A 24,741-nucleotide genomic window follows, 5' to 3' on the forward strand; every position below is an offset into this window, starting at 1 on the left:
CGGCGGAACGGGCAAACAGCGGTAACGGTTTCCTCAAGACACGGTGCGGATCGGCCCTATTGCGGGTCTGGTCGGTTGACCGAATCTCACGCGACCGGGCGTAATCTAATTAGAAACAGAAATAAATCGGACATATACCAACGTGTGTCGGCTGCCCGCCTCGCGGGGGAGTCGTCACGCAGGCCCTGGATCGCATTGGAGGCCCTCATGATCCTCCGAGCCCCGGCCGTACGAGGTGGCGGGATTGATGACTGATCGCTGCGGCCCGGCCGTCTCGCGACCGGGCGCGGACACGAGGACCGCGTCGGCGGGGAATCTGCCGGCCGAGGTGACGAGCTTCATCGGTCGCCGACACGAGCTCGCCGAAGGGAAGCGGCTGCTGTCCGTCAGCCGGTTGGTGACGCTCGTCGGGGTCGGCGGCGTGGGAAAGACCCGGCTGGCACTGCGGGTGGCCGCCGGGGTCCGGCGGGCGTTCCCCGACGGGGTGTGGTTGGTCGACCTCGCCTCGGCGGGGCGCTGGGCATCGCCGGCCTGGGCGGTGGCCGACGCCCTCGGCTGCCAGGGCCGGCCGGAACCGGTGCTGCTGGCGCAGCAGCTGAAGGATCGGCGGCTGCTGTTGGTCCTGGACAACTGTGAGCACCTGCACCCGGAGTGCGTGGACCTGGTCGGCCACCTCCTGCGGTTCGCTCCCGGCCTGCGGGTACTGGCGACCAGCCGGCAGGTACTCGGCGCCGATGGGGAGCACGTCCTCCAGATCCGGCCGCTGTCGGTCCCGGACCGGGCCGACGTCCTGCCCGCGGACGCCGTCGAGCGCTACGAGGCGATGCGGCTGTTCGCCGATCGGGCGACGGCCGTCGTCTCGGGTCTCACCATCGGCGCCGGGGAACTCGCTTCCGTCGCCCTGCTGTGCCGGCGGCTGGACGGGATCCCCCTGGCCATCGAGCTCGCGGCGCAGCGGATGAGAGCGCTGTCGGTCGAGCAGTTGCTGGATCGGCTGGACGACCCGTTCCGGCTGCTCCGCACGGACGGCCATGCCGTCGCGCCCCGTCAGCGGACGCTCCGGGCGCTGGTCGACTGGAGCCATGACCTGTGTTCGCCCGCGGAACGAACCCTGTGGGCACGGCTGTCGGTGTTCGCCGACGGATGTGACCTGGAGGCGGCCGAGCGGGTGTGCTCCGGTGAGGATCTGCCGGAGGAGACCATCCTGGAGGCGATCGTCGGGCTGGTCGGGAAGTCGATTCTGCACCGCGAGGCATGCGACGGCAACGTACGGTATCGGCTGCTGAAGACGATGCGGCAGTACGGGCGCGAGCGCCTCGCCGAATCCGGTCAGGAGCACGCGGTGCGACGGCGGCACCGCGACTGGTGTGCCGAGACCGCGGCACTCGCGGAGACCGAATGGTTCGGCGAGCGCCAGATGACGTGGCTCGGCCGGATCCGGGACGAGCAGGCCGACATCCACACCGCGCTGGAGTTCTGCCTGACCGAGCCGGGCGAGGCGTCAGCGGCCCCGCCCATCGCCGCCGCGGTCTGGAGCACTCCGCTGTCCTGGGGTTCGCCGAGCGAGGGGTGCCGCTGGCTGGAACGGGTTCTCAGACAGGAGAACCGCCCGAGCGCCACGCGCGCGAAGGCGCTGTGGGCGCGAGCGTGCATCCTGCTCCTGCACGGCGACCACGCCGCGGCCGAGCCACTCCTGGAAGAGTCCGGCGCGCTGGCCGAGCGCCTCGGAGACCGCGCCCAGGTCGCCGGCACGATCCACATGAAAGGCCTGGCCGCACTACTGGAGAACGACCTGCCGCGCGCGTCCGCGCTGCTGGAGCGTGCGCGGGCCGGCCACCGCGCGATCGGCGATCGGGGGCGGTCCTGGACCGCGCTCTTCCACCTGGCGGTCGCCGCCGTGCTGATGGGCGAGGAGCGTTCACGGAGCCTGTCCAACGAATGCCTGGCGCTGTGCGAGGACGACGCACGCTGGTCACAGTCGTACGCCCTGTGGCTCTGCGGCCTCGAGAGGTGGCGGCGCGGTCACGCTCAGGAGGCCGCGGTGCTGATCCGCAATGGACTGCGGTTGGGCGCGGCCGAGGACGATCACTTGGCCGGCGCCCACTGCGTCGAGGTCCTCGCCTGGACCGCGGCGGACGAGGGGCGGCACACACGCGCCGCCGAACTGCTGGGCGCCGCCCGTACTCTCTGGCGGTCGGCCGGGGTTCCGATCCCCGGCTACCTTTCGGAGGCTCACGACGGATACGAGCGACGGCTCCAGCGGGCCTGCGGCGACGAGAACTTCTCCGTCGCGTACGCCCGAGGGGCGAACCGTCCCCACCAGCGCGTCTTCGCCCACGCCTTGGACGAAGCCGTGACACCGCGCGCCGACGCCGTGGACACCGGGATCTTCGCCCTGCTCACCCGCCGGGAGCGCGAGGTCGCCGAACTGATCGCACAGGGCATGAGCAACAAGGACATCGCGGGCAAGCTGGTCATCGCCCAGCGCACCGCCGAGGGCCATGTCGAGCGCATCCTGCGCAAGCTGGGCTTCACCTCCAGGACCCAGATCGCCAGCGCCTGGACGGCCCAGCGGTGACGGTCACGGCGGGCCGGCTTTCAGGCGTCCTCGGCGTTCATGCGGCGACCGGCCGTCCTCCCGCATGAGCTGCCTCCTGCCCTGCCTGGAGCCCGCTCACCCGGATTCCTCCCCGTCCCGTACGATCCCGGCGTCGACGACGACCAGCTCGCCGACCGCCTCGGACAGGCCCTTGCGGGCGTCGTCGCCGATCCCGGAGTCGGTGATGAGCACGTCGGCGTCGGCCAGCCGGGCGATCGTGCTGAGGCCCACCGTGCCCCACTTGGTGTGGTCGGCGAGGACCGCTAGGCGGCGGGCCGACCCGACCATCGCCCGGTCGGTCTCGGCCTCCATGAGGTTCGGCGTGGTGAACCCGGCGCGGGTGCTCATGCCGTGCACGCCCAGCAGCAGCAGGTCGACGTTGAGGGAACGGATGGCGTTGACCGCCACGGGGCCGACGAGCGCGTCCGAGGGAGTGCGGATGCCGCCGGTGAGCACGATCGTCTGGTCCGTGCGGGCGGCGCGGTAGAACACGTCGGCGATGCGCACCGAGTTCGTGACCACGGTGAGGTCGGGCACGTCGGTCAGGTGGTTGGCGAGCGTCCACGTAGTGGTGCCGGCGGACACGGCGATCGCCGTGCCGGGCCGTACGAGCTGGGCGGCGCGCCGGGCGATGGCCTCCTTCTCCTGACGCTGCCGGACCGACTTGGCGGCGAAGCCGGGCTCCTCGGTGGAGGCGGTGCCGACCGTGGTCGCGCCGCCGTGGACCTTCGTCACGAGCCCGCGCTCGGACAGGACCTCCAGGTCGCGGCGGATCGTCATGTCGGAGACGCCGAACTCGCGGACGAGGTCGGCGACGCGGACGCCACCGCGCCGCTGGACCAGCTCAAGGATGGCCTGCTGCCGCTGCTGGGCGAGCATCATCCCCCCTCACGCCTCGGGCACGGAGGCAGCGTCCCGCCTGAACCGACAGATGTCAACACCACTCAACATGTTACCGAACCGAGTCTTGTTGGTTCGTGTTGGCAATGGTACGAAGCAATCACTTGGTAACTCAGCAGCAACTCGGGGGCAACCGGATCAGACCAGCACCGGAAGGAAGGCAGAGCATGGCGCGAACACGCACGCTCGGCGGCGCCCTCATCGCGATCGCCGTCGCCTTCGGTCTTACCGCCTGTTCGTCAGGCAAGGAGAGCACCTCCACCAACGCGAGCAAGAAGGTCTCCGGAAAGATCACGATCGCCTACCTGCAGAAGCAGGGGGACCAGCAGTACTTCATCGATGAGGCCTCGGGCGCCCAGGCCAAGGCCAAACAGCTGGGCGACGTGGACGTCAAGGTCGTCAACCTCGGCAACGACACCAACAAGGCCGTCTCGGAGACCCAGGCCGCCATCGCGCAGAAGGCGACCGGCGTGATCATCGTCCCGCCGGACCCGGCCGTCGGCCCCCAGATCGTGCAGACGGCCGCCGCCGCCAAGGTGGCCCTGCTGTCCAGCGACGACCAGATCTGCAAGACCGGCACCGACCCGTCGAAGTGCCCCAAGGACCAGCTCGCGCCCCGCGTCGGCTTCTCCGGCACCCAGATGGGCACCCAGGTCGGGCAGCGCGCCGGCGAGGAGTTCAAGAAGGCGGGGTGGAAGGCGGCCGACACCGCGATCATCGCCGCCTGGAAGCAGGACGTGACGGTGTGCACCGACCGGGTCGTCGCGGCGCAGTCGGCGTTCGAGCAGGCGGCCGGGACGAAGGTGCGCGTCGTCAAGGTCGGCACCGACAACACCCCGCCCGACGCCCAGTCCAAGACCGCGGCGGCCGTGTCCGGGAACCGCTCGGTCAAGCACTGGGTGGTCTGGGGCTGCAACGACGAGAACGTCTCCGGCGCCGTCAACGCCATCCAGAACGCCGGGTACAAGGCCGCCGACATCGACGGCGTCGGCCTCGGCGCGTACCTCGCCTGCAAGGACTGGGGTTCCGGCAAGCAGACCGGGATGAAGGCCGCGCTGTTCATCAACGGCTACGACGTCGGCGGGCTCGCCGTCCAGACGATGGTCGACTACCTCCGGAACGGCAAGGCCATGCCGCAGGAGGCGTTCGCCCCCACCAAGATGGTCGACCCGACGAACTGGCGGCAGTCCGGCGTGAAATGCACCTGACCCCACTGACGTGACCGGCTTCCCGCCGGTCCGGGGCGGTGCGGCGCCGCCACGCCGTGCCGCCCCTCCGTGCGCACCCCCACCCCCCCAGAGGAGACGAGAATGCGCACCGTCCGATCCCTCACCTCCGCCCTCGCCGCACTCGCGGTGAGCGCCGCGTCCGCCGTGACGCTCACCCTCACCTCCGCACCACCGGCCGCGGCGCTCGAGAACGGCCTGGCCCGGACCCCGCAGATGGGGTTCAACAACTGGAACGCCACGCACTGCGGCGCCGACTTCAACGAGGACATGGTCAAGGGCATCGCCGACCTGTTCGTGTCCTCGGGGCTCAAGGACGCCGGATACCAGTACGTCAACCTCGACGACTGCTGGGCCGAGAAGGACCGCGACGCGAACGGCGACTACGTCCCGAACCACACGAGGTTCCCGAACGGCATCAAGACGCTCGCCGACTACGTCCACTCCAAGGGGCTGAAGTTCGGCCTCTACACCAGCGCCGGCACGCTGACCTGCGCGCAGACGATGCCCGGCTCGCTGGGCCACGAGCAGCAGGACGCGAAGCTGTGGGCGTCCTGGGGCGTGGACTACCTGAAGTACGACAACTGCAACAACCAGGGCGTCGACGCGGTCAAGCGCTACACCGCGATGCGTGACGCGCTGGCCGCCACGGGCCGGCCGATCCTGTTCTCGATGTGCGAGTGGGGCGAGAACAAGCCGTGGACGTGGGCCAAGGACGTCGGCAACTCCTGGCGCACCACCGGCGACATCTCCGACTCGTACTCCTCGATGCTGTCGATCGTCCACCAGAACATGGCGCTCGCCTCGTACGCCGGGCCCGGCCACTGGAACGATCCGGACATGCTCGAGGTCGGCAACGGCGGCATGACCGACATCGAGTACCGCTCGCACTTCAGCCTCTGGTCGGTGATGGCCGCGCCGCTGCTGATCGGCAGCGACCTGCGCAAGGCGTCGGCCGCCACCATGAAGATCCTCACCAACCGTGAGGTCATCGCGGTCGACCAGGACCCGCTCGGCGTCCAGGGCGCGCCCATCGGCACCGACGGCGGCCGCGACGTGTTCGTCAAGCCGCTGAAGAACGGCGACCGGGCCGTCGCGCTGTTCAACGAGTCCGACGCGCCACAGCGGATCGGCACCTCGGCGACGGCGGTCGGCCTGCCCGCCGCCCCCGGCTACACGGTCCGCGACCTGTGGGCGCACACGACCCGCGAGACGGCCGGGACACTGGCCGCGACGGTTCCCGCGCACGGGACCGTTCTGCTCCGGGTCTCGGCCGACCGTAGGTGGGCCCTGCACCCGCCGGCCGTGGACGTCGGCGTCGGCCTGCCGGTGGCCTACCCCGGCGCACTGCCGATCGTGCAGCCTGGCACACCGGTCACCGTGACGACGACGGCGACCAACGCCGGGCGGCTGCCCGCGCTCGCGGTCCGCAGCGGTCTCACCGCGCCGGACGGCTGGACCGTACGGGCCGCGTCCCGGCGGAGCACGCCGGCCCTCGGCACCGACCGGTCCTTCAGCACGTCCTGGACCGTCACCCCGCCGCAGGACGCCGCCGTCGGCGCGTACGACCTGACGGCGAGGACCACGTACGCGGGGGCCTCGGCCGAGTCCACGGTCCAGGCGACCGTGCTGAAGCTGACGACCCCGCCGTCCGGGACCACGTACCTGAGCGACCTGCCCTGGGTGCGCGCGTCGAACGGCTGGGGGCCGGTGGAGAAGGACACCAGCAACGGTGAGAAGGCGGCCGGCGACGGCCACCCGATCACCATCAACGGCGCCGTCTACAAGAAGGGCCTGGGCGCGCACGCGCCGAGCACCATCGAGTACTACGCCGCGAAGCAATGCACGTCCGTTGCGGCCGACGTCGGCGTGGACGACGAGAAGACGACCAACGGCTCGGTGACCTTCGAGATCTGGGCCGACGGCACCAAGGTCGCCGACAGCGGCCTGCTCACGACCGCCGACCCGGCCGCGCACCTGAGCGCCGACGTCGGCGGGGCGAGCTTCGTCCGCCTCATCGTCACCGACGGCGGCAACGGGAACGACAGTGACCACGCCGACTGGGCGGACGCCCGCATCACCTGCACCTGACCATCCGGCGGGGTGGCCTGCGGGCCGCCCCGCCTCACCGGCCGAGGAGGCCGCATGACGGAGTTGCGCGCCGTGGGCATCGGAAAGCGATTCGCCGGGGTGCGCGCCCTGGACGACGTCACGCTGGACTTCCCCGGCGGCGCCGTCACCGCCCTCATGGGCGAGAACGGCGCGGGGAAGTCCACCCTCATCAAGATCATCAACGGCGACTACCTGCCGGACGGCGGGCAGGTGATCCTCGACGACGCGCCGTTCGCCCTGCACGCCCCCGCCGACGCCCGGCGCGCCGGCATCCGGGTGATCCCGCAGGAGCCCGAGATCGTGCCGCACGTCTCGGTGGCCGAGAACGTCTACCTCGGCGCGCTGCCCCGCAGGGCCGGCCGGGCGTTCGACCGGGCGGGGCTGCGCGCCCGCGTCCGGGAGGACCTCCGGCGCCTCGGCTTCGAGCGCGTCCTCGACCCCGACGCCCTCGGCTCGCACCTCACGCCCGCGCAGCGGCAGCTCGTGGAGATCCTCCGCGCCCTCACCACCGACGCGAAGGTCATCGCCTTCGACGAGCCGACCTCCTCCCTGTCGGAGAACGAGGTGGAGGCGCTGTTCGCGCTGATCCGGCGGCTGCGGGAACAGGGACTCGCGGTCGTCTACGTCTCCCACCGGATGCAGGAGATCTTCCGGATCGCCGACCGCATCGCCGTCCTGCGCGACGGCGGGCTGGTCGGCGTCCGCGACGTCGACCGGACCGACGAGGCCGAGATCGTCCGGATGATGGTGGGCCGCGACCTGTCGGCCATGTTCGCCCGCGAGCACAGCGCCACCGACGAGGTCGTCCTCGAGGTCGACGCGGTCACCACCGACGACGTCCGGGACGTCGGCCTCACCGTACGGGCGGGCGAGGTCGTCGCCCTGGCCGGACTGGTCGGCGCCGGCCGGTCCGAGCTGGCCGGCGCGATCGTCGGCGATCTGCCGATCCGCTCCGGGCAGGTGCGCGTCGCCGGCCGGCCCGTACGCCTCCGCCAGCCCCGCGACGCCGTACGAGCCGGCATGGGGTACGCCCCGGAGGAGCGCAAGGCACAGGCCCTCCTCCTGGAGCGCTCGGTGCGCGACAACACCTCCCTCGCGGTGCTCGACCGGCTGCGTCGCTTCCGGTTCGTCCGGCGCGCCGAGGAGCGCCGCCTCACCCGGGAGTACGTCGACCGGCTGAACGTCCGCACCCCCGGCATCGAACACGAGGTGCGCAAGCTGTCCGGCGGCAACCAGCAGAAGGTCGTCCTGGCGCGCTGGCTCGCCCGCAAGCCGAAGGTGCTGATCCTCGACGAGCCCACGCGCGGCATCGACGTCGGCGCCAAGGCCGAGATCTACCACCTCATCGACGACCTCGCCCGCTCCGGCGTGGCCATCCTCGTCATCTCCTCCGAGCTCCCCGAGGTGCTGGGGCTGGCCGACCGCGTCATCGTCATGCAGAACGGCCGCGTCACCGGCGAACTCGACCGCGCCGACGCCACCGAGGAGGCCATCCTCGAACTCGCCATGGCCGAGGACCTGTCCACGACCGTCCAGGAAGGACCAGCATGACCAGGACGACCGCTGCCCGCGAGCCGGTGGACGCCGAGCCCAGGGACGGGGTGCCTCGCCGGATCCTCGCCGCGATCGGCCCCCAGAACATCAGCCTGGTCGCCGCCCTCATCGTCGTCGTCGCCATCTTCGCGTTCCTGAACTCCGGCTACCTGACCTGGTCCAACGTCCAGGTCATCGGCGAGGCGGCCACCGTCGCCGGGCTCCTGGCGGTCGTCCAGACCGTCGTCATCATCTGCGGCGCGATGGACATCTCCGTCGGCTCCCAGGCCGGCATCGCCTCGGTGATCTCCGCGATGGCGTTCATGTCGACCGGGCACAACCCCTTCCTCGGCATCGCCGCCGCGATCGGCGTCGGAATCGTGGCCGGCCTCGTCAACGGCCTCGTCATCGTGTACGGCCGCGTCAACCCGGTGATCGCGACACTGGCCACCCTCGCCGCGTACAAGGGCGTCGCCCAGCTGATCTCCGGCGGCCGCGCGCAGGGCTTCGTCCTCGGCGACGACCTGTTCATCTTCATCGCGCGCGGCCGGATCGCCGGGCTGCCGGTGCAGGTCTGCATCCTCCTGGTGGTCGCGCTGTTGATCCACCTGATGCTCAAGTACACCGACGTCGGGCGGAACATCTACGCCATCGGCGGCAACGACACCGCCGCGCGGCTGGCCGGGATCAACATCAACAAGTACCTGATCGCGGTGTACGCGCTGGCCGGGATCATCGCCGCGCTCGCGGGCATCATCCTCACCGCCCGGACCGGCTCCGGGCAGCCCACCAGCGGCAGCGAGGGCCTGGAACTGCAGTCGATCACGGCGGCCGCGCTCGGCGGCGCGGCGCTGAAGGGCGGCAAGGGCGGGGTCGCGGGCACCCTGCTGGCCGTCCTGCTGCTCGGCGCCCTCAACAACGGCCTCAACGTCGTCGGCGTCAACACTTTCTGGCAGAACGTCGCCCAGGGCGCCCTGCTTGTGATCGCGGTCATCATCCAGCAGCGCCGTACGGGCGAGCGGGCGGTCGGCCTGCCCACCTGACCCGCCCCCGGCCGCGGACGGTCGGCCCTGCCCACCTGATCCGTCCCAGCCGCGGGCGGTCGGCCTCCTTAGCCGATCCGCCCCCAGCCGCGCTTATCCCGGGGGCATGGGGTACGCATGTGTCATCGCCGATCGCGGGAGGAAGACACATGCTCGGACTGCCCGACGGGGTCACGGCCCTGCTGTTCGACATGGACGGGGTGCTGACCCGCACCGCCACGGTGCACGCCGCGGCGTGGAAGGAGATGTTCGACGAGTTCCTCCGGGAGCGTGAGGGACCGTCGTACCGGCCGTTCGACCCGGTCAAGGAGTACGACGAGTACGTCGACGGCAAGCGCCGGGAGGACGGGACCCGGTCGTTCCTGGAGTCGCGCGGCATCACGCTGCCCGAAGGCTCGCCGCACGACCCGCCGGGCGCCCCGACGATCCAGGGCCTCGGCAAGCGGAAGAACGACCTCGTCCTGCGCAGGCTCGCCGAGGACGGCGTCGAGGTCTACCCCGGGTCGGTCCGCTACGTCCAGGCCGCCCGCGAGGCCGGCCTGCCGACCGCGGTCGTGTCGTCCAGCGCCAACACCGCGCAGGTCCTCGACGCCGCCGGCATCGGCGGCCTGTTCGACGCGCGCGTCGACGGGCTGACCGCCCAGGAGCGCGGGCTGGCGGGCAAACCGGCACCCGACATGTTCCTCGCCGGGGCCGAGGCACTCGGCGTGCCGCCGTCCCAGGCGGTGGTGTTCGAGGACGCGCTCGCCGGCGTGCAGGCCGGCCGCGCGGGCGGCTTCGGGTTCGTCGTCGGCGTCGACCGGATCGGCCAGGCCGCCGAGCTGACGGCACACGGCGCGGACCGCGTCGTCAAGGATCTGGAGGAGCTCCTGGGCGGCGACGGCGCGCGGGACGGACGGGAGGGCGCATGATCCGGCAGACCGCCTACACGGTCGAACCGTGGTGCGTCCGGGAACAGACCCTGGACCTGGACATGCTGGCGCAGAGCGAGTCGGTGTTCGCGCTGTCCAACGGGCACATCGGCCTGCGCGGGAACCTCGAAGAGGGCGAGCCGCACGGGCTGCCCGGCACCTACCTCAACTCCGTCTACGAGCTGCGGCCGCTGCCGTACGCCGAGGCCGGTTACGGCTACCCCGAGTCGGGCCAGACGGTCATCAACGTCACCAACGGCAAGCTGTTCCGGCTGCTCGTCGAGGACGAGCCGTTCGACGTCCGCTACGGCGAACTGCGCTCCCATGAGCGGGTGCTCGACTTCCGGGAGGGCACCCTCACCCGGAACGTCGAGTGGACGTCCCCGGCCGGGGACTCGGTGCGCATCCGCACCGTCCGGATGGTCTCGCTGGTGCAACGGGGCGTCGCCGCGATCCACTACGAGGTCGAGGCGGTCGACCGGCCGGTGCGCGTCGTCGTGCAGTCCGAGCTGGTCGCCAACGAGTCCCTGCCCGACATGGGGAAGGACCCGCGGATGGCCGGACGGCTGGAGTCCCCGCTCGTCGGCGAGGAGTCGGTCGCCGACAAGGACACCGCCGTCATGGTGCACCGCACCCGCCACAGCGACCTGCGCGTCGGCGCGGCGATGGGCCACGAGATCGAGGGCCCCGAGCACACGGTGACCATGGACGGCTTCGAGGACGTCTGCCGCTACACGGTGGCCACCCGCCTGCAACCGGGCGAGCGGCTGTGCCTCGTCAAGTACCTCGCCTACGGCTGGTCCAGCCGCCGCTCGCGGCCCGCCGTGCACGACCAGGTGATCGCCGCGCTGGCCGCCGCGAAGATGACCGGCTGGGACGGGCTCGTACGGGAACAGCGGGAGTTCCTCGACGACTTCTGGGCGGGCGCCGACGTCGAGCTGGACGGCGACGCCGAGGTCCAGCAGGCCGTGCGGTTCGGCCTGTTCCACACCCTGCAGGCCGGCGCCCGCGCCGAGCGCCGCCCGATCCCGTCGAAGGGCCTGACCGGCCCCGGCTACGACGGCCACACGTTCTGGGACACCGAGATGTTCGTGCTGCCGCCGCTGACCTACACCCGCCCGGAGGCCGCCGCGGACGCGCTGCGCTGGCGGCACTCGACGCTCGACCTGGCCAAGGAACGGGCCGAGCAGCTGGGGCTGCGCGGCGCCGCGTTCCCCTGGCGGACGATCGCCGGTCAGGAGTGCTCCGGATACTGGCCGGCCGGCACGGCGGCGTTCCACATCAACGCGGCCATCGCCGACGCCGTCATCCGCTACATCGACGCCACGGCGGACGAGGACTTCGCCCGCGACGTCGGGCTCGAACTCCTCGTGGAGACCGCGCGGCTGTGGCGCAGCCTCGGCCACCACGACGCCAAGGGGAGATTCCGCATCGACGGCGTCACCGGCCCGGACGAGTACAGCGCCATCGTCGACAACAACGTCTACACGAACCTCATGGCCCAGCGGAACCTCCAGGCCGCCGCGGACCGGGCCGAGCAGTACCCCGAGCAGGCGCGCCGGATGGGCGTCACCGAGGAGGAGACGGCGGAGTGGCGCGACGCCGCGGCCGCCGTCGTCATCCCCTGGGACAAGCGGCTCGAGGTGCACCCGCAGAACGAGGGCTTCACCCACCACGCGCGGTGGGACTTCGAGAACACCCCGTCCGACCACTACCCGCTGCTGCTCAACTATCCGTACTTCGACATCTACCGCAAACAGGTCGTCAAGCAGGCCGACCTCGTGCTGGCCCTGCACCTGCGCGGAGACGCGTTCACGGACGACCAGAAGCTCCGCAACTTCGTGTACTACGAGGGCCTGACGGTGCGCGACTCCTCACTGTCGGCCTGCACCCAGGCGGTCATGGCGGCCGAGACCGGCCATCTCGAACTCGCCCACGACTACCTCGGCGAGGCCGCCCTGATGGACCTGCGCGACCTGGAGCACAACACGCGCGACGGGCTGCACATCGCCTCCCTCGCGGGCGCCTGGAACGCCCTCGTCGCCGGGTTCGGCGGGATGCGCCAGTACACCGCGCGGCTGTGCTTCGCGCCCCGGCTGCCTCCGGGCATCTCACGGCTGGCGTTCCGGATGAGGTTCCGCGGCCGGCGCCTGCGCGTCACCATCACCCACGACGAGACGGTGTACGAGCTCCTGGGCGGCGACCCGCTGCAGATCGAGCACCACGGGCAGCCGGTGAACCTGAACGGCGGCGCCGTCCGGATGGACGTCCCCCCGCCGCCGTCCCGACCCGCCCCCGCCCAGCCACCCGGCCGGGAACCGGCCCGCCGCGACAAGACCGCCCGGTAGGGGCCCCTGACGGGCGCCTGCCAGGGGGCCGTCCTGACCGGTGCCTGCCAGGGGCCCGCCCTGGCCGGATCCCGGAACGGTAGGGGGCCTACCCTCGCCGGATCCCAGACTGGAATCCGCGCGTGGCCGAGAGACGGCCAGGTAGAGGAACCACCGGATCTATGTGATCATCGTCACTGGGGCGGGGAAGGGGAGCGCGTGGACGTGCGTCAGATGCGGTACGTCCTCGCCGTCGCCCAGACCGGGAGCGTGCGCCGCGCCGCCCAGCTGCTGAGCGTCGCGCAGCCGACCCTCTCCCAGCAACTCGGCATCGTCGAGCGTGAGGTGGGCGCGCCGCTGTTCGAGCGGACCGCGCGCGGCATGCGGCTCACCCCCGTCGGCGAGGTCTTCGCCGCGCACGCGGAGAGTGTGCTCGGCGTCTTCGACGAGGCGCTCACGGCGGTGGCCGACGCGGTGGCGGGAGACGTCGGCGGGCTGCGGCTGGCGGTCGCTGACGGGCTCTCCGACGTCGTACGGGCGATCCTCGCCGGTCTGCGCGGCCTCGCCCCCGACGTCCGCGTGCGAATGGCCCGGATGCGCACCGCCGAGCAGGTCACACAGATCGTCCAGGACGAGATACAGGCGGGGCTCGGCTACCGGCCGGCACCGGCCGCCGAGGAGGTCTCCCGCCTGGTCGTCCACCGGGCCCCGATCCGGGCGCTGCTGCCACGCGGCCACGCGCTCGCCGGCCGGGACGCCCTCTCCCTCACCGACCTGGCCGAACAGCCGCTGATCCTGCCGAGGACGGCCGAGGCGGCGCACTTCGTCGACCAGTTCGTCGGGCGCGGCCTGCACCCGAGGTTCGGCCCGGCCGCGTTCGGCCACGACCTGGTCCCCGCGCTCGTCGCGGCGGGCGAGGGCTACACCCTGTGCGTCCGGCCGGCGGCGCAGGTCCCGCCGGGCGTGGTGTTCCGGCCGATCCTCGAACCCATGCCGCCCATCGAGGTGGTGCTGCTGTGGCGCCGCGAGGCCGGAGGCGCCCTCCCGGCGCTCGTCGCCGCGGCGCGGCACATCGGCCTGTGAGGGACGCCGCTACAGGGTGGCGTCGGAGTTGGCGGGGATCGTCGCCTTGATCGGGCCGGTGAGCTCGTTCAGCACGTCGCCCGGCGGGGTGTACTTCCCCGGCACCGTCACCTCGACGTACGCGTGTCGGCCGACGGCGGTGAACGTCACCGGGCGGTCCGGCGGCTGCGGCAGCCAGGACACTCCGTTGATCACGGCGAGTTGGGCCGTGAGATTCTGCAGCCCGGTCGGCCGCGGAACGCCACAGCGCACCGCGATCGCCGGAGACCCCCAGGCGGCGACGTAGGGCGAGCGCGGTGTGGTGTCCCGGCGTTTCAGCCCGTGCAGGCGCTGGGGCAGCCGGTCGCGCAGCGCACGGCACAGGGACACGGCCGACGCCGGCGGATGGGGAACGGGCACCTCGACCTCGCCCGCCCCGCACCCGGCCGCGAATATCGACAGCGTCGCAACGACCGGGAGCGCCCAGCGGATCCGCCGCGCGGGTGGACCGTCCGCCGCCAGCGAAGGTTCGGTGGTGCAGACTGGCAGCAAGGAGGGCACTGGAGTCAGATGTGGACGATGGGGCAGGTCAGGGTCCGTGTGATCCCCTCGACGGACTGGATCTGCGCGACGACGAGCCTGCCGAGCTCGTCGACGTTGTTGGCCGTGGCGCGGACGATGACGTCGTACGGCCCGGTGACGTCCTCGGCGAGGGTGACCCCGGCGATGCCAGAGATCTCGCGGGCCACGTCGGCAGCCTTGCCGACCTCGGTCTGGATGAGGATGTAGGCCTGCACCATCACGTCCTCCCTGAAGCTGCCGTCAGCGGTAACCGTATCGTGTCTTGATCGGAGGTGGGTCATCACCATCGGGGAACTCGGCGAGTTCGGGTTGATCGCTCGAATCGTCGCACGTCTGGGCCACGGGCCCGAGGTCGAACTGGGGCCGGGGGACGACGCCGCCATCGTGCGCGCCCCGGGAGGACGCGTCGTCGCGACGACCGATCTGCTCCTCGAAGGGCGTCACTTCCGCCGCGACTGGTCACCGCCGTACGACATCGGGCGCAAGGCCGCCGCGCAGAACCTCGCGGACGTCGTGGCGATGGGCGCCCGGCCGACCGCGCTGCTGCTCGGGTTCGGTGCTCCGCCGGACATCCCGCTGGAGTGGGTCGACGGGTTGTGCGACGGACTGCGCGACGAGTGCGCGCAGGTCGGGGCGTCGGTCGCCGGAGGCGACATCGTCCGCGGCGAGACGGTCCTGCTCGCGGTCACCGCGCTCGGCGCCCTGGACGGTCCGGCGCTCACCCGTTCCGGCGCGCGGCCCGGCGACGTCGTCGCGGTCGCGGGCCGCCTGGGACACGCCGCAGCGGGCGTGGAGCTGCTGTCCGAGGGGCGGCGGGAGCCGGCCGACCTGATCGACGCGCACCGGCGCCCACGGCCGCCGTACGCCACGGGGCTGCGGGCCCGGGAGCTCGGGGCGACCGCGATGCTCGACGTGAGTGACGGCCTCGTCCAGGACCTCGGGCACGTCGCCGACGCCTCCGGGGTCCGGATCGAGATCGACGGCGCGGCCGTACCGGTCCCGCCCATGCCGGACGGCCTGCGGCTGGCGCTCACGGGCGGTGAGGACCACGCCTTCGCGGCGACGTTTCCGCGAGGAGTGACGCTGCCTCCCGAGTGGCGGACGATCGGCCGGGTGGTCGAGGGACCCGCCGAGGTGGTAGTCGACGGAAAGACATACGGCCCTGGCGGCTGGGACCATTTTCGCCTGTCGTAGCGGTGAGTTGTCGCTGATCGCATCGGCGGTCTGGTAGGCATGGGTCGTGTGCTTTTGGTATACATCCCGAGACCGGAGAGGGACGGGATGGGACGACACACCAGGAAGCCGGAGGACGGCGCGCGGGTGGATCCGGGGGACGACCGCCCTGGTCGGCACTGGCGGCTCGGCAAGATGCCGCTCCTGCCGACGGTCGCCGGTGTCCTGGCGCTCGGTGCGATCGTCTCCGCCTTCAGCACGCAGCAGATCTCACTGAACTTCGCGGGCGGCACCCCGTCCGGGGGCGCGTCGCCGATCGTAACCGTCTCGGGACCGCCCGACCAGCCCCGCGGACACACGACGGGCAACGACGCGCAGTCCGGGCGGGCCAGCCGTGGCACCGGACGTTCCGGCGTCGTGGTCACCGTCCGCACGACGGCGGCGTCCGCGCGCGGGTTCCAGGGTGAGGCGACGATCGTCAACCACGGCACCACCACCGTCAACGGCTGGACGCTGGTGCTCCGCTACGCCCAGGCGAGGATCAGCGCCGTGTCCGGCGGCAGGGCGGTTCGTACGGGGACGGTCCTCGTCGTCCGGAACCCTGCCACCCGTACCTCGATCGCTCCGGGCCGGACGGTCAGGGTGCGTTTCACGGCCACCGGGACCGCCAGCACGCCGTCCGGCTGCAGCTTCAACGGGAAGGCCTGCCGACCGTAGAGTTGGCGGCATGACCACACCGCCCCGGGTCCTGACGATCGCCGGCTCCGACTCCGGAGGCGGTGCCGGCATCCAGGCCGACCTGAAGACGATGCTCGCCCTCGGCGTGCACGGGATGAGCGTGATCGCGGCGGTCACCGCCCAGAACTCCCTCGGCGTCCAGGGCTACTGGGAGCTTCCCGCCGAGGCCGTACGCGCCCAGCTCGACTCGGTTCTGTCCGACATCGGCGCCCAGGCCGTCAAGACCGGCATGCTCGCCTCCTCGGCGCTCGTGGAGACCGTGGCGGAGGCGCTGTCGGATGTCGACGCCCCGGTCGTGGTGGACCCGGTGGGCGTGTCCAAGCACGGGGACCCGCTGCTGGCCCCAGAGGCCGTCGGCGCGGTGCGCGAGGCGCTGCTCCCGGTCGCCACCGTCGTCACCCCGAACCTCTGGGAGGTCGAGCAGCTCACCGGCGTCAAGGTCGAGGACGAGAGCGGGATGCGCCGGGCGGCGGAGGCGGTCAAGGAGCTCGGCCCGCGCTGGGTGCTGATCAAGGGCGGCCACCTTCCCGGCGAGCCCGTCGACCTGCTCTTCGACGGTACGACGGAGCACCGCTTCCCCGGACGCCGGCTCGACAACATGCACACCCACGGCACGGGCTGCACGCTCGCGTCGGCCATCGCCTCCCACCTCGCGCGCGGGGAGGACGTCGTCGCCGCGGTCGGACGGGCCAAGGAGTACGTCACCGGGGCGATCGAGCACGGCTTCCCCCTGGGAGGCGGCATCGGCCCGGTGGATCACGCCTGGGAGTTCCACCGCGCCCAGCCGGTCGCGCGGCCCTGACCCGTGGCGAGGTCCCGCGCCTGTCGCGCGGGACCCCGATACCGGGAACGACGTCCTGGTGACGCCGTTCGGCGGGTCAGGTCAGATGACCTGTCGCTGGAGACCGGTCAGCACCAGTCGTCGTCCCAGCCGCCGTCCCAGCCCCAGTCGTCGTCGTCCCAGCCCCAGCCCCAGCCGTCGCTGATGAGGTGGGTGGCGACGTGCCCGGTGGTGACCTGCTGGGGCGCCGCGGTGACGGGCTGCGCACCGGCAGGCGCGGCCGCGCCCATGGCGAGGGCCGTGGCTCCGGCGAAGGCTGCTCCTGAGATGGCGAGGGCCATCCGCTTCGGAATTCTCATTGGACACCCCTTTGGGTTGCTGGACAGTGTCTTGCACACGGCAGGCCATTAGCCGATATGCGGTTCTATCCACCTCCACCCGACCTCGTATCACGCCTCAAATCAACCCATAAGTAGCTAAAGGCTGAGATTTCACCTCTACTTGGCGCGGGCGCAGCGTGCCCTTTGGTGGCCTGGTGAGGGATGTCGAGGACCGGCGCTCAGGTGGTGGTTCGGCGTTGCACCGGCGGATTCGCCGCCGCCGTCGCGAGGTGTCAAGGGCGCGAAGATCGTAAACAAAGAATGTCGCGCGATGTGCCCCTTGAGGGGTCAAATAGTGCATCGCGACGGTTTCATTGGTTGATTCCGCATGGGCGGACATTGTCGAGTTGGCCGCAAGGCGGAAGGATATAAACCGTCAATTGCCCTCAGCGTCGTCGGGGAGGGTCCGGCGTCACCTACGACGCAAGGAGGTGTCCACCATGCGCACACCGAAGAAGCCGGCCATCGTCATCGCGGGCCTGTCGCTGGCCGGAGCCATCGCACTCGCCTGTGGAGAGGCCCGCACGCCCCCGATGACGGCGACACCGCACCACGTCGTCGCCGGCCACGCGGGCGACGGATGCGACAACTGGGGAGACTGCTGGGACACGTGGGGCGGCGGCGGCGACTGGGGGTGGTGACCACCCGGCCCAGGTGACGGGGACGATCCTCTAGGGGGCGTGAGCGCCCGGCTCAGGCGAGCGGGACGATCCACTGGAGGTGAGTGCCCGACCCAGGTGACGGGGACGATCCGCTGGAGGCGAGCGCCCGGCTCAAGTGACGGGGACGATCCGCTGGGGGCGAGCGCTCGGCTCAGGTGACGGGGACGATCCTCGCGTCGAGCAGGCGGCCATCGTCGATGTCGAGCAGGCCGATCGTGCCGTGCGGCTGGCGCCGGCGGTCGGTCGGGGAGCCCGGGTTGAAGATCCGCAGCCCCTCGTCGGCCTCGTCGAGCGGGATGTGCGAGTGCCCGAAGACGACCAGGCGTGCATCCGGGAACCGGCGGTGCATGCGGGCGAGGCGGCCCTTGGCCGGACCGCTGTCGTGGATCATCGCCACCGGGAGGCCGGCCAGGTCGAACTCCCGGGTCTCCGGCGCTCCCCACGCCGCGACGTCGGCGCCGTCGTTGTTGCCGAGCACGGCGCGCACGGGCGCGTAGGCGGCGAGTTCGTCGAGGACCGAGGGGACGCAGACGTCCCCGGCGTGCAGGATCAGGTCGGCGTCCCGTAGATGCGCGGCCACCGCGGGCGGGCAGCCCCGCCAGCGCCGGGGAGCGTGCGTGTCGGCGAGCGCCACGACTCTCATGCGGTGCATGATGCCCGGCCCCGACGGCCGCATGCCGCACTGGTGGGACGCTCTAGCCGCCGAGGCGATGCCCGTCGGCCCGTTGCGGTTGGCAGGCCGTCGGCCGCCGGACACGACGCTGCGGTCGTGGCGGCCGACGTGATGACCGCGTCGTACGGCCTGCCGGTCCCGTTCGCCCACCCGATCCCGAGCACGCTGGGCATGAGCGTGAGGCCGGGTACGACAAAGAGATCGGCCGGTCCGTGTGTGGAACGGACCGGCCGATCAGTGTGCCCGGTGAGAGCACAGTCCGAGGGCGCCTCGCGGCGCTCGGGCACGCGTCGTCAGCGCGCGGCGGGTCGGGTGACCTTGCCGGCCTTGATGCACGACGTGCAGACGTTGATCCGCTTGGTGGTGCGGCCGACGACCGCTCGCACCCGCTGGATGTTCGGGTTCCAGCGGCGCGGGGTGCGGCGGTGCGAGTGAGAGACGCGCATGCCGAACCCCGGCCCCTTGCCGCAGATTTCGCAGACAGAAGCCATGGGATGCGCTCCAAAGTGTTTGGAAGGGTGGAAGCCCGGAATTCGGGCGCTCGTCAAAAGGGTCCCCGAGGGGACCCGCTCATTAAGACTAGCCGACACCCGCCCGAGGAGCGAATCGAGCCGGCCGGACGCTCGGGATGACACCCCGGCGGCGAGCCGCAGCCGATCTCAGGCGTGACCGGCCGCCTTCGCCTGGCCCGGTGCGTCGTCGAGGACGGCCGGCCGCTGCGCCGCCCCGAGCCGGGCGCTTGGCCGTCGGCGAGGGGCCGGCCGGCTGCCGGGAACGATGGCGCCGGTGTGGTGGAGACCACTGAGCGAGTAAGTCTAATCTGACGGTCTGGGAGGTGGCGTGGGCGAGGTTCTCGACGCCGCGGCGGTACGACGCTGGTGCCGGCTGGCGGCGGACGCGCTGGGCCGGACGCGCGCCGGGATCGACGCGCTCAACGTGTTCCCCGTGCCCGACGGCGACACCGGGACCAACCTTCACCTGACGCTGCTGGCCGCGGCCGAACGCCTCGACGGGCTGTCCGAGGACACGGACACCGCGACCGTCTGGCGGACCCTCGCCCAGGGTGCGCTCTTCGGCGCCCGCGGCAACTCCGGCGTGATCCTCAGCCAGATGCTGCGCGGCATGGCCGACGTACTCGGCGCCGGTGGCGGCCTGGACGCGGCGCTGCGGAACGCCTCCGACCTCGCGTACGGGGCCGTGGTCCACCCGGTCGAGGGCACCATGCTCAGCGTCCTGCGAGAGGCGGCGCAGGCGACTCCCCATGACGCGGACCCTCCCGTCGCCGCGTGGGCGGCGGTGGAGCGGGCCCGGGACGCCCTGCGGCACACCCCGGAGCGCCTGGACGTGCTCGCCCGCAACGGTGTGGTCGACGCCGGCGCGGCCGGCCTGTGCGTCGTCCTCGAGAGCCTGGCCGCCGTCGTCAGCGGGGAGTTCCCCGAGACGTACGAGGTGCCGCGCCGGAGCCAGGACCACCCGCCGGAGGCCCCGCCCGCAGCGGGACCGGACGGCGGGGCGTACGAGGTGATGTACCTCCTCGACGCCGGCGAGGGCGCGGTCGCGGACCTGCGCGCGGAGCTCGACGCGCTCGGCGACTCCCTCGTCGTGGTCGGCGGCGACGGCCTGTGGAACGTCCACGTGCACACCGACGACGCCGGGGCCGCGATCGAGGCCGGGCTGCGCGCCGGCCGCCCGCACCGCCTCCGCGTGTCGTACCTGGACGCCGCGGAGCACCGCGCCGCCCGCCGCACCGGCCGGGGCGTCGTCGCGGTGACCGCCGCCGAGGGTCTCGTCGGGCTGCTGGAGGAGCACGGCGCCCGGGTCGTACGCCGGACCCCCGGTCACACCCCCGCCCTCGCCGAGCTGAGCGACGCGATCGCGGCCGCCGGGGACGACGTGATCGTGCTGCCCGACGACGAGACCGTCCTCGCCGTGGCGGAGGCGGCCGCGCGACGGGCCCGGGAGGACGGCGTACGCGCGGCGGTCGTCCCGGCGAAGGCGTCCGTGCAGTGCCTGGCAGCCCTCGCGGTCCACGACCCGCTGCGCCGCTTCGAGGACGACGTGATCGCCATGACCCACGCGGCCGGCGCGACGCGGTCCGGGCGGCTGGAGACCGCCCGGGGGGAGGCGGTCACCAGTGTCGGGATGTGCCGTCCCGGCGACGTCCTCGGCCTGGTCGACGGCGACGTCGCTGTCATCGGCGCGGATCCGCCCGCCGTCGCCGCGACCGTCGTGGACCGGATGCTGTCGGCCGGGAGCGAGCTGGTGACGCTGATCGTCGGCGACGGCGCGCCGGAGGACCTCGCCGACCGGGTCCGCGATCGCCTGCACGCCGTACGGCCCGACGTCGAGGTCGCCGTCTACCACGGCGGGCAGGACCGCCATCCGCTCCTCATCGGCGTGGAGTAGACCCCGCCGGATCGGAGTGGGAGCCGATCCCCGGGCAAGGGCGGGCAGCCCTCCGGATCGGGGCGGAGTAGACCTCTGGAACAGAGCGGAATAGACCTCGTCGGCCCGCGACTCTGCCCGGTCGGCGCGAGCGGGTCGACCGGGTTCTGTTCGGTCGGCGTGACCGGTTCGGCGCGTCCTGTCCGGTCGAGCCGGTAGAACAGAGGGAGCCGGGCTGGTAATAGGAAGGTTCCGTGACGACACTCGACACGCCGCTGACGAAGGTGGTGGGTGCGAAGGCGGCCAAGAAGCTGGTCGCCCTCGACCTGCACACGGCCGGCGACCTGCTCCGCCACTACCCGCGCCGCTATGCCCAGCGGGGCGAGCTGACCGACTTGGTCGGCCTCGTCGAGGGGGAGTACGTGACGGTGATGGCCGAGGTCGAGAAGGTTCAGGGGCGGCGGATCACCAAGCGGCCCGGCTACATCCTCGAGGTCGTCGTGACGGACGGCCGGGGGCGCCTGACCCTCACCTTCTTCGGCAACGGCGCGCACATCCCGGAGCGGGAGCTGCCCCCGGGCACGCGCGGGCTGTTCGCCGGGAAGGTCTCGTTTTACCGGGCCGGGCAAGGGGTCAAGCGGCAGCTGGTCCATCCGGAGTACAAGGCGGTGAGCGCGCGGGAGGGTGCCGACGCGGCGCGGGAGTTCGCCGAGGAGCTGATCCCCGTGTACCCGGCGACCAAGGGCCTGACCTCCTGGCAGATCGGCGACTGCGTCCGGATGGCCCTCGACACCGTGGACGTGGGGTCCGACGCCCTGCCGGAGCCGGTGCGCAGGAGGCATCGGCTGATCGGGCTCGCCGAGGCGTACCAGGGCATCCACCGGCCTGCGGACATGGCCGAGGCCGGCCGCGCGCGCAAACGGCTCAAGTGGGACGAGGCGTTCGTTCTGCAGACCGCCCTCGCCCAGCGGCGGCGCGACGCCTCGGCGCTCCCGGCGACGCCGAGGTCACCGCGGGAGGACGGGCTGCTCGCCGAGTTCGAGGAGCGGCTGCCGTTCGCGCTCACCGAGGGGCAGCGGTCCGTCGGGGAGGAGATCGCCGCGGACCTGGCCCGCGAGCACCCCATGCACCGCCTGCTGCAGGGTGACGTCGGCGCCGGCAAGACGATCGTCGGCCTGCGCGCGATGCTGCAGGTCGTCGACGCGGGCGGGCAGGCGGCGCTGCTCGCCCCCACCGAGGTCCTGGCCCAGCAGCATCACCGGTCGATCGTGAGCATGCTCGGTCCGCTCGCCGAGGCGGGTCGGCTCGGCGGGGCCGAGCACGGCACCCGCGTCGCGCTGCTGACCGGCTCGCAGGGGGCCAAGGCCCGGCGTGAGGGCCTGCTCGACGCGGCCTCGGGCACCGCCGGCATCGTCGTCGGCACGCACGCGCTTCTGCAGGAGCACGTCCAGTTCGCCGACCTGGGCCTCGTCGTGATCGACGAGCAGCACCGGTTCGGTGTGGAGCAGCGCGACGCGCTGCGGGAGAAGGCCACCGGCGGCCGCCCGCACGTCCTGGTCATGACCGCCACCCCGATCCCGCGCACCGTCGCCATGACCGTGTACGGCGACCTCGACACCTCGTCGCTCACCCAGCTGCCGGCCGGGCGGTCCCCGATCGCCACCCACGTCGTGCCCACCGCCAACCGGGCGTACTGGGACCGCGCCTGGGAGCGCATCCGCGAGGAGGTCGCCCAGGGGCGGCAGGCGTACGTCGTCTGTCCTCGCATCGGCGAGACGGAGGGCGACGAGGGCGACCTGTCCGCCGGGGAGACGGACGGGGAGGCGCGGCGCCCGCCCCTGGCCGTGCTCGAGGTCGCTCCCAAGCTCTCCGAGGGCCCGCTGCACGACCTGCGGATCGGCGTCCTGCACGGCCGGCTGCACCCGGACGACAAGGACGCCCTGATGCGACGGTTCGCCGCCGGCGAGGTCGACGTTCTCGTCGCCACCACCGTCATCGAGGTCGGCGTCGACGTGCCCAACTCCACGGTCATGGTCGTCCTGGACGCCGACCGGTTCGGGGTGTCCCAGCTGCACCAGCTGCGCGGACGGGTCGGTCGCGGCAAGTACCCGGGGCTGTGCCTGCTCGTCACCGACGCGGAGGACGGGTCCAAGGCCCGCGAACGCCTCGACGCGGTCGCCTCCACGCTCGACGGCTTCGAGCTGTCGCGGCTCGACCTGGAGCAGCGCCGCGAGGGCGACGTCCTGGGGGAGAGCCAGTCCGGGCGGCGGTCCAGCCTCCGGCTGCTGACCCTGCTGAAGGACGAGGAGATCATCAAGGCGGCGCGCGCCGAGGCCGCCGCGCTCGTCGAGCAGGATCCGGAGCTCGCCGACCACCCCGTGCTCGCGGCCGAGCTGGCGGCCCTGATCGACGAGGAACGCGCGGAGTACCTCGAGAAGACCTGACCCCCGCCCACGACGGCCAGGGACGACAGCCCGCTGCTCGCCCCGTTCCTCCTGCGCCGTACGGGACATCGAGCGCCGCCTGCTGAACGGGCACCGGTGATCAAACCCCCACGCCGAGCCCTACGGCGTCGCCCCAGAGAAGACCTGAGCCCGCTTCCGCCGGTCCCACGGCTGGCCGGAAGGATTCCCCACTGATTCGGTTGACAAAATAGGGAAGCCGGGTTCACGATCGAACGGTGTACCGGAGAGATCCGCTGATCGCGCGGCTCCACGTCGACCTGCGGCGTCAGGCCAGCGCTCTTTGTCGCGGCTGAGTCCCCGTTCCCGGGCCGCGCGTCGCGGCCCCGTCCCGCGCGGGGAGGACGAGTCCCCCCGACGCCCGTCAGACGACGACTCTCCGGAGGAACACATGACCGTCATCGACCTGCCGGTATTGCCGAGCGCGCCGCGCACCGACGAGGAGACCGGCAACCGGCTCGCCCGCGCGCTCGGCGACCGCGACGCCCGCGTCCGCCGGGCCGCCGCCGGTGCCCTCATCGACGAGCGGGAGGTGCTCGTCGGCGAGGAGGGCGTCCGCGCGCTCGTCGAGGCCGCGGACGCCGCCGACGACTCCTACGTACGCGAGGTGGCCACGGAACTGGTGCGCGCCATGCGGACCGCCGCCTGGGACATCTACGCGCTGGCCCTGCGCCGCGACGATGCCGGCCGCGCCGAGACGATCCGTGGCCTGGTCGTCCTCAAGGCCGCGGCCGAGCTCGGCGAGATCGCCCTGACCGATCCGTCCTGGAGGATCCGCGAACGCGCGGTGGCCGCCCTCGGCACGCTCGGACCCCGCGCGGCGGTCGGGCCGCTGACCAGCGTTCTCGACGACGACGTCGTGGCCGTCCGTCGCGCCGCCGTCCAGGCCTTGGCGCGGTGGGCCGCCGACCGGCACTACGCCCGGTCGGCCCTCACGACCGCGCTGGCCGACCCGGACCCGGGCGTCCGCGCCGAGGCCCGCTGGGTCCTGGCCGCGCCCCAGGCTCGCCCGTGACCGGACGGGCGAGGGGATTCCGGCGGCCGGCGGCGTGGCCGAGTGGATGGTCGCCGCCGCCGGAGACCGGCTGCGCGGCGTCGTCCACGCCGCGCCGTAGGGCGTCCGTTTCCGGCCCGAGTGTCGTGTGTGGACCCGCGATGTCGATCACGGTCGCCCGACGCGCCGGGGAAGACG

Annotated in this window: 23 protein-coding genes; 17 read left to right on the top strand and 6 right to left on the bottom strand. The window is 72.3% G+C overall.

All coding sequences use genetic code 11. From position 1 onward, the window contains the following. Window positions 1-247: 247 nt before the first annotated feature. The gene (locus ACQP2O_RS11670) at window positions 248-2,578 is read left to right on the top strand and encodes an ATP-binding protein (protein ID WP_433182754.1); all 2,331 of its coding nucleotides are present in this window, start codon (window positions 248-250) and stop codon (window positions 2,576-2,578) included. 96 nt (window positions 2,579-2,674) lie between these two features. Here the strand turns inward: ACQP2O_RS11670 and ACQP2O_RS11675 are convergent, their stop codons facing one another. Then, complete coding sequence (locus ACQP2O_RS11675) at window positions 2,675-3,478, bottom strand: DeoR/GlpR family DNA-binding transcription regulator (RefSeq protein WP_433182757.1); 804 nt, start codon at window positions 3,476-3,478, stop codon at window positions 2,675-2,677. A gap of 188 nt (window positions 3,479-3,666) precedes the next feature. On the opposite strand from ACQP2O_RS11675, the gene ACQP2O_RS11680 reads away from it, so the two are divergent. From ACQP2O_RS11680 to ACQP2O_RS11710, 7 genes are all read left to right on the top strand, one after another. Next, on the top strand, window positions 3,667-4,707 hold the full coding sequence (locus ACQP2O_RS11680; RefSeq protein ID WP_433182760.1) for a substrate-binding domain-containing protein: 1,041 nt from the start codon (window positions 3,667-3,669) through the stop codon (window positions 4,705-4,707). 102 nt (window positions 4,708-4,809) lie between these two features. Then, entirely contained in the window at window positions 4,810-6,816 is a 2,007-nt protein-coding gene (locus ACQP2O_RS11685) for an NPCBM/NEW2 domain-containing protein (RefSeq protein WP_433182763.1), read from the top strand. 54 nt (window positions 6,817-6,870) lie between these two features. Beyond that, window positions 6,871-8,388, top strand: coding sequence for a sugar ABC transporter ATP-binding protein (locus tag ACQP2O_RS11690; protein ID WP_433182766.1), 1,518 nt, complete (start codon window positions 6,871-6,873; stop codon window positions 8,386-8,388). Continuing rightward, window positions 8,385-9,413, top strand: a complete 1,029-nt coding sequence (locus tag ACQP2O_RS11695; protein WP_433182769.1) for an ABC transporter permease — start codon at window positions 8,385-8,387, stop codon at window positions 9,411-9,413. The genes ACQP2O_RS11690 and ACQP2O_RS11695 overlap by 4 nt, the downstream gene beginning before the upstream one ends. A 149-nt stretch (window positions 9,414-9,562) precedes the next feature. Next, on the top strand, window positions 9,563-10,324 hold the full coding sequence (locus ACQP2O_RS11700; RefSeq protein ID WP_433182772.1) for an HAD family hydrolase: 762 nt from the start codon (window positions 9,563-9,565) through the stop codon (window positions 10,322-10,324). After that, window positions 10,321-12,672 carry a glycoside hydrolase family 65 protein gene (locus ACQP2O_RS11705; RefSeq protein WP_433182775.1) on the top strand — a complete coding sequence of 784 codons (2,352 nt, stop codon included), beginning with the start codon at window positions 10,321-10,323 and terminating at the stop codon, window positions 12,670-12,672. The genes ACQP2O_RS11700 and ACQP2O_RS11705 overlap by 4 nt, the downstream gene beginning before the upstream one ends. A 198-nt stretch (window positions 12,673-12,870) precedes the next feature. Next, the gene (locus ACQP2O_RS11710) at window positions 12,871-13,734 is read left to right on the top strand and encodes a LysR family transcriptional regulator (protein WP_433182778.1); all 864 of its coding nucleotides are present in this window, start codon (window positions 12,871-12,873) and stop codon (window positions 13,732-13,734) included. 9 nt (window positions 13,735-13,743) lie between these two features. Here ACQP2O_RS11710 and ACQP2O_RS11715 read toward each other — a convergent pair whose 3' ends face one another. Further along, complete coding sequence (locus ACQP2O_RS11715; protein ID WP_433182781.1) at window positions 13,744-14,265, bottom strand: DUF3515 domain-containing protein; 522 nt, start codon at window positions 14,263-14,265, stop codon at window positions 13,744-13,746. Between the two features lie 14 nt (window positions 14,266-14,279). Continuing rightward, on the bottom strand, window positions 14,280-14,513 hold the full coding sequence (locus tag ACQP2O_RS11720; protein WP_345443810.1) for an Lrp/AsnC family transcriptional regulator: 234 nt from the start codon (window positions 14,511-14,513) through the stop codon (window positions 14,280-14,282). A gap of 61 nt (window positions 14,514-14,574) precedes the next feature. Here ACQP2O_RS11720 and ACQP2O_RS11725 point away from each other — a divergent pair, with 61 nt between their 5' ends. The 3 genes from ACQP2O_RS11725 to thiD all read left to right on the top strand — a co-directional run bounded on the left by ACQP2O_RS11725 (window position 14,575) and on the right by thiD (window position 17,008). Further along, window positions 14,575-15,489 carry a thiamine-phosphate kinase gene (locus ACQP2O_RS11725; RefSeq protein ID WP_433190994.1) on the top strand — a complete coding sequence of 305 codons (915 nt, stop codon included), beginning with the start codon at window positions 14,575-14,577 and terminating at the stop codon, window positions 15,487-15,489. A gap of 87 nt (window positions 15,490-15,576) precedes the next feature. Next, window positions 15,577-16,185, top strand: a complete 609-nt coding sequence (locus tag ACQP2O_RS11730; RefSeq protein WP_433182785.1) for a cellulose binding domain-containing protein — start codon at window positions 15,577-15,579, stop codon at window positions 16,183-16,185. 10 nt (window positions 16,186-16,195) lie between these two features. After that, a complete protein-coding gene (gene thiD / locus ACQP2O_RS11735) occupies window positions 16,196-17,008 on the top strand; it encodes a bifunctional hydroxymethylpyrimidine kinase/phosphomethylpyrimidine kinase (protein ID WP_433182788.1) in 813 nt (270 codons plus the stop codon). A 107-nt stretch (window positions 17,009-17,115) separates the two neighbouring features. On the opposite strand, the gene ACQP2O_RS11740 is transcribed toward thiD, so the two are convergent. Next, window positions 17,116-17,346: a hypothetical protein gene (locus ACQP2O_RS11740; protein ID WP_433182791.1), complete on the bottom strand. Its 231-nt coding sequence runs from the start codon at window positions 17,344-17,346 to the stop codon at window positions 17,116-17,118. Between the two features lie 461 nt (window positions 17,347-17,807). On the opposite strand from ACQP2O_RS11740, the gene ACQP2O_RS11745 reads away from it, so the two are divergent. Beyond that, window positions 17,808-18,008 (top strand): hypothetical protein, encoded by a 201-nt coding sequence (locus tag ACQP2O_RS11745; protein ID WP_433182794.1) that lies wholly within the window; start codon window positions 17,808-17,810, stop codon window positions 18,006-18,008. 172 nt (window positions 18,009-18,180) lie between these two features. On the opposite strand, the gene ACQP2O_RS11750 is transcribed toward ACQP2O_RS11745, so the two are convergent. Further along, the gene (locus tag ACQP2O_RS11750) at window positions 18,181-18,672 is read right to left on the bottom strand and encodes a metallophosphoesterase family protein (RefSeq protein WP_433182797.1); all 492 of its coding nucleotides are present in this window, start codon (window positions 18,670-18,672) and stop codon (window positions 18,181-18,183) included. Window positions 18,673-18,679: 7 nt separating this feature from the next. Between ACQP2O_RS11750 and ACQP2O_RS11755 the strand changes: the two genes are divergently transcribed. Beyond that, the gene (locus ACQP2O_RS11755) at window positions 18,680-18,814 is read left to right on the top strand and encodes a hypothetical protein (protein WP_433182800.1); all 135 of its coding nucleotides are present in this window, start codon (window positions 18,680-18,682) and stop codon (window positions 18,812-18,814) included. Between the two features lie 181 nt (window positions 18,815-18,995). Here ACQP2O_RS11755 and rpmB read toward each other — a convergent pair whose 3' ends face one another. Then, a complete protein-coding gene (rpmB, locus tag ACQP2O_RS11760) occupies window positions 18,996-19,193 on the bottom strand; it encodes a 50S ribosomal protein L28 (protein WP_252847644.1) in 198 nt (65 codons plus the stop codon). Between the two features lie 349 nt (window positions 19,194-19,542). Here rpmB and ACQP2O_RS11765 point away from each other — a divergent pair, with 349 nt between their 5' ends. From ACQP2O_RS11765 to ACQP2O_RS11780, 4 genes are all read left to right on the top strand, one after another. Further along, window positions 19,543-21,108, top strand: a complete 1,566-nt coding sequence (locus ACQP2O_RS11765; protein ID WP_433182803.1) for a DAK2 domain-containing protein — start codon at window positions 19,543-19,545, stop codon at window positions 21,106-21,108. Between the two features lie 233 nt (window positions 21,109-21,341). Further along, a complete protein-coding gene (recG, locus tag ACQP2O_RS11770; protein WP_433182805.1) occupies window positions 21,342-23,531 on the top strand; it encodes an ATP-dependent DNA helicase RecG in 2,190 nt (729 codons plus the stop codon). A gap of 236 nt (window positions 23,532-23,767) precedes the next feature. Beyond that, a complete protein-coding gene (locus ACQP2O_RS11775; protein WP_360903234.1) occupies window positions 23,768-23,845 on the top strand; it encodes a putative leader peptide in 78 nt (25 codons plus the stop codon). Window positions 23,846-23,940: 95 nt separating this feature from the next. Then, window positions 23,941-24,564 carry a HEAT repeat domain-containing protein gene (locus ACQP2O_RS11780; protein WP_433182808.1) on the top strand — a complete coding sequence of 208 codons (624 nt, stop codon included), beginning with the start codon at window positions 23,941-23,943 and terminating at the stop codon, window positions 24,562-24,564. Window positions 24,565-24,741: the final 177 nt, after the last annotated feature.

The organism is Actinoallomurus sp. CA-150999, from assembly GCF_050942425.1.
Taxonomy (GTDB): domain Bacteria; phylum Actinomycetota; class Actinomycetes; order Streptosporangiales; family Streptosporangiaceae; genus Actinoallomurus.